The sequence below is a fragment of the Moorena sp. SIO1G6 genome (assembly GCF_010672795.1).
In the GTDB taxonomy this organism is placed as follows: domain Bacteria; phylum Cyanobacteriota; class Cyanobacteriia; order Cyanobacteriales; family Coleofasciculaceae; genus Moorena; species Moorena producens.
Map to the genome: position 1 here is coordinate 23,096 of NZ_JAAHFZ010000069.1, position 8,647 is coordinate 31,742.

The window sequence follows — 8,647 nt, forward strand, 5'->3', positions numbered from 1 at the left end:
CTATATTTACTTATCTAACAACTGATTCAGTCAACCGGATGAATTTTACACTAATCATCGTCTGGCTTATGAGCTAACAACTCAGTAGGTCTAATTCCCATTGATTCAGCAAGGCTAAAAACTAGGGGTAATCCATGTTTGATCGTTCATTTCCTTGCCTCCTAAGTTTTCCACTTAGCCATAGTATCGTAAGAATTACTTTTCATGAGATAAAAATTTGTTAATTTTTGTAACAAAGCCAGATTATACCGGGCTGCATCCCAGTTTTGATAAGGGTTTCGTCAATTTTTATTCCCTGCTGCTGCGAATTTGCCCGATCCAAAGTTCCCGACTTCTGCAAGCATTTTATTATATCATGTTAAGATAATAATTTAAAAAAAATAGCTTCCTTTGCGTAGGTAATCTCCCTCCTAATTCCCTGTTCTCTGTTCTCTGTTCCCTGTTCCCTGTTCCCTGTTCCCTATTACCTACTATTTATAAGTCTTCAACCGCAGATGATATTAACTAATTAAGGCCATTTATTATCGAAGCTATCCTGGCCGGTTCCATAAATTAGATCGCCATAGGTTTGCCAATGGTTTACTTCCTGAAGAGATAACTCAGGAGATTGTAAAATCCTGAGATTTTCAACTAATTCAGATTCGGTTTTAGGTGCAGTGAGGACTAAGCGAATCGCTGGTTGACGGAGTACCATGCGATAACAGTCAGCAGCAGTTGGAGCTGGATTTTTCCAGTCTTTATGCCCTTGCAACAGCGAACCCCAACGAGTAGCAGTAAACCCAACTACTGGAATGTCGGCTTTGAGCGCAGCAGGAAACACTTCTACTTCCGCTTTGCGATGGGCCATATTGTAACGATGCATCAGCACGTCACAGGACTGCTTTCTCAATAATTCCACGGCTAATTTGCGGTTATGGGTGGTTGCGCCAACATAGCGGATTAATCCTTCAGTTTTCCAGGTATGGATCTGGTTTAAGGCTACTGCAACCTGGTGGAGATCATCTTTAGGGGAGATATATTCCAAAAAGAACACATCTATTGTATCCACATCAAGCAAAGAACGAACTTGGTCGAAATATTCGCGCAGTTGGTTAAGATCGCGACTGTTACTGCCCGTGGAAACTACCACTTGATCTCGTTGAGCTGCCAGAATAGGCTTTAGTCCTTCTAGGAAACTGGTGTAATTCAGGTTGTAAAAAAAGAAGTAATTGATTCCAGCTTGGTAAGCAATATCTATACAATTTGTATTCATTGGGTTGTTAGCTCCCAGACCCAAAATACTGACAGGATTACCACTCAAAGTTTTAAGATTAATCGCCATATATAACCTTTATAATTGTTGTTAATGTGTGTAAAATATTATATAGTACTGTTGATATAGCCCTATATATGCTAGATATAATAGAGTTATGATATGTCTAATTAATAATTTATCATTTATCATTTATCATTTATCATTTATCATTTATCATTCATCTTTTCCATCAAACACTTAGCAATCCTAGCTGCTGCCCCTGGTTGACCAAGGCGTCGCTGACCATTTTCTGCTATTAGCTGTAACTTGTCGGGGTTATGGAATAACTCTTTCGCTATACTTGCTACCAATTCTGGTTGCTGTGCTATTACTAACGATGGACCTAACAAGCGAGTTTGGGCTTCGGCAAAAGCAGGGGTATATTGGGGACCAACTCCTGGCATGGCAATGGCTGGTTTTCCTAACCCGACAAATTGCTCTGTGGCTGTGCCTGCCATGGCGATACAGAAATCCCCTTGGAGCAGGCAGAGGTTATAGTCGTTCTGGGTTAAAATCAGTGTGCCATTTTGCTTGGTAAAAGCCAAAGCCTGTTTGTCTTTGAGCTGGAGATTGAATGGATCGGATGGCAAGGTGACCTCAGTCCAACTATGAGCGACTAAAACCTCCCGTAAAGGATCTTGGCTTAATCCTGGAGCAATGGCAGCGAGAAACAAAAGCGATCGCGAAGCAAAGGTATCCAGTAACCCTGATGCTGCCAAGATGATTTGATGCCAATTGTGATCAGCCTCCGGTATTCTGGAACCCGGTAGTAAGGTAATGGTTAGGGTACGCTTAGTTTCCTTCAATTCTGCATCTTTGTCATAAACCATTGGTGCTGGATAGTCTGGATAAATCCCATCCATCATCGGATTACCCAGATCAAAAGCTGGGATAGACCACTGCTTTAAGATCTGTGTAGTCAGGGTATCTCTAGGAAAAACCCCTAAACAACGGCGATTAGACATCAGCCAACGCTCCCAAGGCAAATAAACCGAACCTGACCACCCTTCCCAACGGGGTCGATTGGGTAACCATCCCGATTCATCCCGCAAATAGTATTCCGATTTGGCAGTACCAACAAAGCCATAGGGTAAACCACTCCACCAGGCAAACAACAGTGGTACGATATCTCCTACTGCTAGGATAAAGTCCCCTGATTTAGCCCAACGGCGAATTGCTTTTAATTGAGACCAAATCAATTGCACTAAGCCTCCCTGCACATCACGCCACACTTGCTGTTGGGACATATAGATAAATCCACCCGATGGCATCTGCTCAACGGAGCCGATAATGGGGATATCTAATGGCACATAAGCCTTTCCTTCCCCAACTAAGGGTAACGCGGCTAGTTCTGGACAAGTAGAGTAATGTTGCAATTGCTTTAGAATTTGGACAGCAATCACATCCTCTCCATGACCATTGCTCAGGCATAGTAAACGCATAGTTAGTCGGGTTTTAATATAACTAGGACTTTCGTCGGTTGAAGGTTTAAAGTTGAAGGTTGAAGGGTGAAGGTTGAAGGTTCGAGGTTGAAGGTTGAAGGTTCGAGGTTGAAGGTTGAAGGTTGAAGATTGAAGGTTCGAGGTTGAAGGTTTAAGGTTGAAGGTTTAAGGTTGAAGGTTCGAGGTTGAAGGTTCGAGGTTGAAGGTTCGAGGTTGAAGGTTCGAGGTTGAAGGTTCGAGGTTGAAGACAAGAATGTATAGCGGTTCTGATAGTAATGAGGTAAACAAGATTTTTTCCCGATTCCCGATTCCCGACTCCCGATTCCCGATTCCCGACTCCCGATTCCCGATTCCCGATTCCCGATTCCCGATTCCCGACTCCCGACTCCCGATTCCCGATTCCCGATTCCCGATTCCCTCAATTGAGAACTGCTGTAGTATTGTACTATTCTTGATTTCAACATCAAACGTGAGAGTTTTACTCCTGTCTCCTCTGTTCACGAAATCCTATTGGTCTTTTGATAAAGCCATAGAACTGATCGGCTGCAAAGTCGCCCAACCCCCTATGGGTCTGATTACTGTAGCAGCTATTCTTCCTCAAACCTGGGAATTCCGCTTAGTAGACCGTAATGTTCGTTTAGAAACTGACGCTGACTGGGAATGGGCAGATGTGGTGATCGTTTCCGGTATGATCGTCCAGAAACCTGATATGCTCCACCTGATTGGAGAGGGGAAACGGCGGGGCAAATTGGTAGCCGTTGGTGGTCCTTATGTCACGTCTATAGCAGAGGAAGCTCAAGAAGCAGGAGTAGACTTTCTGATTTTAGATGAAGGTGAGATTACCCTACCGAGATTTGTTGAGGCACTGGCTCTGGGAGAAAGCTCGGGAGTATTCCGTGCTAATGGCGAAAGGGCAGATGTAACCAAGACACCAATTCCCCGCTACGATTTACCAAAAAATTTGGGTAATCGCGCCCCGTCCTTACAGGACGGCTTTTTTTTGTTCGCAACTGAAGGCTCCTTTGGAGCATCTATGTATTGACAGTTTTATCGCACCGTGTTAAGATAAAAACATAACAAAAAAACAATTAATGTTCTAGATAAACATGATCTTGAATAAGTAGACAGTGTAAAAAACCTGTTTTGAGATAATCATGTTGCACAATCAAGTCTAACGATTTGGACGTCTATGAAAGTCTAAGATCAAAAAAATGTTCATCTAAATTTGTTATCTAAATTTGTTAACTTAAATTTGTTAACTATTTTAGGTACGGTGGGGCACACCGAAACCTAGGTCATAGACCAAATACGCTTGTGGAGAGGAGACCTCTATTTTTCCTGGCTCCGGCAAGGGATAACAAGTCACCCCGTTGAAGCAAGAATCCCCGTCCTTCCAGGGCGGGGAGTGTCAATGGAATTGGATGCTTATAGCGAGATGTCGGTACAGTTTTCCCGTGGTTGTCCTTTCGAGTGCGAGTTTTGTGACATCTCTGTGCGATATGGCCGTAAACCACGCACCAAAACCCCGGCTCAAGTCTTGGCTGAATTGGAAACCCTCTATAATCTGGGTTGGCGGCTTCCTGTATTTATAGTTGATGATAATTTTATTGGCAATAAACGCCATGTTAAGCTTCTGTTGCAGGAACTAGCTCCCTGGATGGCAGAGCATGGTTACCCCTTTCCTTTGTCCACAGAAGCTTCTTTGAATCTGGCCGAAGACGATGAACTTTTGGAGTTGATGATTGCTGCCAATTTTAGTTCAGTCTTTGTGGGAATTGAAACACCAAATACCGATAGCTTGACCCTGACCAAAAAACACCAAAACACTCGTCAACCCTTAGCAGATGCGGTTGAGAAAATTAATCGGGCAGGTTTGCGAGTGATGGCTGGCTTTATTATTGGCTTGGATGGGGAAAAACCAGGAGCAGGCGATCGCATTATCGATTTTGTGGAAGCAACCGCCATTCCCCATACAGTTTTTAGTATGTTACAAGCCTTGCCCAATACCGCCCTTTGGGATCGGCTCAAACAAGAGGGGCGTTTACTAGAAGGTAATGAAGAAAATATCAATCAGACAACCCTGACCAATTTTATCCCCACTCGCCCGATAGAACAACTGGCTCAGGAATATGTCAGTTGTTTCTGGGAATTATATAAACCAGAATCCTATTTAGGAAGACTTTATCGGCACTACTTAAACATGAAGCCGAAACCCCATCACCCTAAGTTGGTAATGCCAAAATTGATCTATTTCTGGGCACTGCTAATTATTATCTGGCGCAATGGCATCAAGCGCCAAACCCGCTTCCAATTCTGGGGTCAACTTTTTTCTATCCTCAGGCACAATCCTCAGGTATGGAAACGGTATCTTAGCGATCATGCCTATCTGGAGCATTTCCTTGAATACCGCCAAATTGTCAACGATCAAATTCCAGCACAACTGGCTCAGTTTTTGGCAGCACTTGCGAACACCAGACCTCTTGCAGAAGTGGCGGGGGAAGTGTAGTGAGTTTGGGGAGATGGGGAGATGGGGAGATGGGGAGATGGGGAGTAACCCGATTCCCGATTCCCGATTCCCGATTCCCGATTCCCGATTCCCGATTCCCGATTCCCGATTCCCGATTCCCAATTCCCAATTCCCAATTCCCTCATGTCCTTCGATTCTTATAAAACGATTGGCGAAGTCCTTAAAGAATTTACAATTACTGCTACTGAAGCCAATTATATCCTGGAAACTGACACTGTAATCAGAGAAGCGTTTAAAGAAGATTTAGAGTTTTGTCTTCGAGAATTTACCGTTGAAGAGTCAGAGTATGCTATTTGTGAAACGATTATTTTTCCGCTCTTAAAAGAAGTATACAGACAGTATCGAGATAAATTTACGCTGTGGAGTCATAAACCAATAACCTATGATCAACAGCTTACTGGAATACCCGATTATATTTTAGCAAAGCGGTCTCCCCTTGGCAAACAAATCTTTGAAAATCCCTATTTTGTAGCTGTAGAAGCTAAAAGCGATGCAGCGCGGTCTTGGGGGTTCCCCCCATGAGCGACTGCATCAAGAAAGGATGATTTTATTAAGGGGTGGGGTCAATGTTTAGCAGAAATGATCGCAATTCAAAAGATTAATGACCAATCTGAGCAAACTATATTTGGAATTGTTTCTAATGGTCAAGTTTGGCAGTTTGGTAAACTCAAAGGGAATCTCTACACTAGAGAAATTAACAATTATACAATTTCTGATTTAGAGAGACTTTATTCAGCAATTAATTATGTATTCAGTCAATGTGAACTAGAACTTGAAACTCAGCAATAAGTAAGATAAAGAGCGACCAATTATCCCATAAGTTTTGAACATGCAACTCAGAACAGGGAACTCATAACAGGAATCTTCCCTATTCCCAGCCCGTAGCGCTATAACTAGCAACTTTCGTTACTATACGGTTTTGCGTTCGCGTAGGGTGGCTTACGGCCAATCCCATCAGCTGGCCCGTTCACAACTCCCATCTTCGAGATCAAGACTTCGACTTCCAACTCCAAGCCCAAGTAGGACATTTGCCATCACGGCGCTGGGTTGGGGGATTTGACTGGTGGCTTCATGCTGGTGCAGTAGCAGGGAAATTAGCGCAATGCAACATTCTTTAGAAATAGTTTATACAAAATTCTCTCTCTAGGGAAGATAGTATTATTTAACACATTCGATCAAGGTAGTTCACTATACTCTTGTCACCCTCATCTGCTTATCTGTTAATCTCCCACGGCAGTCATGACCTGCGTCCCCAGCGGGCTATGGCACAATTGGCTCAGTTGCTGCGAATTCGACTAGCCTTTGAGCAAGCTAAGGCTACAGAGACAATCTTACCGACAATCTCACCACAGGGCAGCAGTGTTGACGGTGATCTGTTAACAGCTAACGGTCTTTCCAGTCAACCTTTAGGTGCGACCCGTGGCGAATTTAATTCGCCAAGTAAGAGCGCACCTTTGGTAGGTACAGCAACTTTAGAACTAGCTGATTTACCCCTACATGAGCAAATTGTCCGATTTGCTCAGCTGGCTAAAGGTGCTGGCTGTCAGGAATTGAAACTATTGCCCCTATTTCTATTGCGGGGAGTACATGTCATGGAGGATATTCCTTGGCAAGTATCTCTAGCGCAACAGAAATTAGGTAGTGAAATGGTGATTCATCTACTGCCTCATTTGGGAGCTAATCCAGCTTTGGTGAGGCTGTTGACAAATCAATGGGCAAAGCTAGATGGCGATGCCAAGATTTTGTTGTCCCATGGAACGAGCCGCCCTGGGGTTCAAGAAGAAACGGGGGCTGTAGCTAACCAGTTGGGGGCTGTGGCGGCCGACTGGTCAGTACAGCCGTCCCTTTGGGAGCAGGTCTCTATAATAGCAAACTCTGGAGCAAAAAGGATTGCCATTTTGGCATATTTTCTTTTTGAGGGAAGAATTACCGATGCGATCGCACAAATGTTACTGGAGATACAGCAGAAGTTCCCTCAAGTGCAGTTGAATCTCGGAAAACCAATTGGTGTGAGTGAGGCATTAGTGGATTTGATTATGGATGGGATTAGGCAGCAATGAACCACGAAGACATCAAGGATGCGAAGGTAGTGAGCAATCAATGTTTGGGTAAAGTGTATTTGGTTGGGGCAGGTCCTGGAGATCCGGGATTGATGACTTTGAAGGGAAAGGGGTTATTAGAATTTGCAGATGTGGTAGTTTATGATGCCCTAGTCAGTCCGCAAGTGTTGAATATGATTAATCCCCAGGCGGAACAGATTAATGCCGGAAAGCGCAGGGGTCGTCATTCGATGTTGCAGCAACAGACAACTCAGCTGTTGATTGAAAAGGCCCACTCTCATGCCGTGGTGGTACGGCTAAAAGGGGGAGACCCCTTTGTGTTTGGTCGTGGTGGTGAGGAAATGGGGGATTTGATCGCGGCAGGGGTGCCAGTGGAGGTGGTACCAGGGGTAACCTCCGGGATTGCAGCACCAGCCTATCTGGGTATTCCATTGACCCATCGGGATTATAGTTCTTCCGTGACCTTTGTCACAGGTCATGAGTCAGTGGGCAAGTATCGACCTCAGGTGAATTGGAATGCGATCGCAAATGGCTCAGAAACCATTGTGATTTATATGGGAGTTCATAATCTGCCTCGGATTGTCACCGAATTGTGTGAAGCAGGATTGAATCCCCAGACACCAGTAGTGCTGATTCGCTGGGGCACACGACCTGACTCCGAACAGTTGGTTGGAACCTTAGAGACCATTGTGGCTGAGGTTGAGGAAACACAGTTTTCTGCTCCTGCGATCGCAGTCATTGGTAATGTGGTCAAGTTGCAACAGCTTGAAGGTTTTTCACCGTTGAAGGTTGAAGGCGGTTGAAGGTTAAGCGGTTGAACGTTAACTGGTTGGAGGTTGAAGGTTGAAGGTTTAAAGTTAACCGGTTTAAAGTTAACCGGTTCAAGCTTAGAACCTGTAACCTGTAAGCTGTAACTGGCTACCTGTAAGCTGTAACTGGCTACCTGTAACCTTGGCCTTTCGGCCACGCTACGGGAACAAACTCTAACCGAAGATATTGACATCTCCCCTGGTTGAAACACAGGGGATTCTAAAAGGTTGTTACAAGGCTGGTTGAAACCGAGCCTCTCCACTCCTTTTGCGATATGATTTTTTCAGGGACTTGAAAATGTCATATCGGTGTGGAACTGTCAAAAATTCCCTACCCACCTTGGCTAGGTTAAGACCTAGCTGTGTGGCTACTTTTCGGGCTATGTTTGATTAAACTAAGCCGGTGAGTCGCCTCACCGACTCGTCTTCAAAACCGGACGTGAAAGTTTCCCTTCATCCGGCTCCTCATCATAGGAACCATTGTCATTGGTACCTCATTAAATCGGATTGTTATC

Annotated in this window: 6 protein-coding genes and 4 pseudogenes; 6 read left to right on the top strand and 4 right to left on the bottom strand. The window is 44.4% G+C overall.

Going from position 1 to position 8,647, the window contains the following annotated elements; translation table 11 throughout:
- Positions 1-508 precede the first annotated feature (508 nt).
- The 3 genes from F6K63_RS32255 to F6K63_RS32265 form a co-directional block, all read right to left on the bottom strand.
- Positions 509-1,321 (bottom strand): aldo/keto reductase, encoded by an 813-nt coding sequence (locus F6K63_RS32255; RefSeq protein ID WP_287314367.1) that lies wholly within the window; start codon positions 1,319-1,321, stop codon positions 509-511.
- 140 nt (positions 1,322-1,461) lie between these two features.
- Positions 1,462-2,736: a lipid-A-disaccharide synthase-related protein gene (locus F6K63_RS32260; RefSeq protein ID WP_287314369.1), complete on the bottom strand. Its 1,275-nt coding sequence runs from the start codon at positions 2,734-2,736 to the stop codon at positions 1,462-1,464.
- Between the two features lie 2 nt (positions 2,737-2,738).
- Positions 2,739-2,987, bottom strand: coding sequence for a restriction endonuclease (locus F6K63_RS32265; protein ID WP_287314370.1), 249 nt, complete (start codon positions 2,985-2,987; stop codon positions 2,739-2,741).
- Positions 2,988-3,205: 218 nt separating this feature from the next.
- On the opposite strand from F6K63_RS32265, the pseudogene F6K63_RS32270 reads away from it, so the two are divergent.
- The 6 genes and pseudogenes from F6K63_RS32270 to cobA form a co-directional block, all read left to right on the top strand.
- Positions 3,206-3,688: pseudogene (locus tag F6K63_RS32270) on the top strand (B12-binding domain-containing radical SAM protein); the annotation flags it as partial.
- A gap of 459 nt (positions 3,689-4,147) precedes the next feature.
- Positions 4,148-5,242: pseudogene (locus F6K63_RS32275) on the top strand (B12-binding domain-containing radical SAM protein); the annotation flags it as partial.
- On the top strand, positions 5,242-5,406 hold the full coding sequence (locus F6K63_RS32280; protein ID WP_287314372.1) for a hypothetical protein: 165 nt from the start codon (positions 5,242-5,244) through the stop codon (positions 5,404-5,406). The pseudogene F6K63_RS32275 and the gene F6K63_RS32280, both read left to right, overlap by 1 nt.
- Positions 5,387-6,052, top strand: a pseudogene (locus F6K63_RS38095) (hypothetical protein). The gene F6K63_RS32280 and the pseudogene F6K63_RS38095 overlap by 20 nt, the downstream one beginning before the upstream one ends.
- Positions 6,053-6,459: 407 nt before the next feature.
- Positions 6,460-7,323 (top strand): sirohydrochlorin chelatase, encoded by an 864-nt coding sequence (locus F6K63_RS32290; RefSeq protein WP_287314374.1) that lies wholly within the window; start codon positions 6,460-6,462, stop codon positions 7,321-7,323.
- Entirely contained in the window at positions 7,320-8,126 is an 807-nt protein-coding gene (cobA, locus tag F6K63_RS32295) for a uroporphyrinogen-III C-methyltransferase (RefSeq protein WP_071106249.1), read from the top strand. Before F6K63_RS32290 ends, cobA begins: the two co-directional genes overlap by 4 nt.
- Positions 8,127-8,363: 237 nt before the next feature.
- On the opposite strand, the pseudogene F6K63_RS38100 reads toward cobA, so the two are convergent.
- Positions 8,364-8,522, bottom strand: a pseudogene (locus F6K63_RS38100) (RNA-guided endonuclease TnpB family protein); the annotation flags it as partial.
- Between the last annotated feature and the right edge of the window lie 125 nt (positions 8,523-8,647).